The organism is Lactobacillus nasalidis (genome assembly GCF_016587775.1).
Classification (GTDB): Bacteria; Bacillota; Bacilli; order Lactobacillales; family Lactobacillaceae; genus Lactobacillus; species Lactobacillus nasalidis.
On record NZ_BOCG01000571.1, the window covers coordinates 1 to 218 of the forward strand.

Below are 218 nucleotides of genomic sequence, written 5' to 3' on the forward strand. Positions count from 1 at the left end.
TCTTGCCAAAGGCATCGCTGGGTAGCTATGTGCGGACGGGATAAGCGCTGAAAGCATCTAAGTGCGAAGCCCCCCTCAAGATGAGATTTCCCATTTCTTCAAGAAAGTAAGACACCTCAGAGACGATGAGGTAGATAGGCCGGGAGTGGAAGAAGCGTGAGCTTTGGAGCGGACCGGTACTAATCAGTCGAGGACTTGACCAAAAGAGCGAAGCAATA

General features: G+C 50.9%; 1 rRNA gene. It reads left to right on the forward strand.

Annotated elements, in window-relative coordinates:
• Nucleotides 1-203, forward strand: a 23S ribosomal RNA gene (locus lacNas_RS10870); the annotation flags it as partial.
• Nucleotides 204-218: the final 15 nt, after the last annotated feature.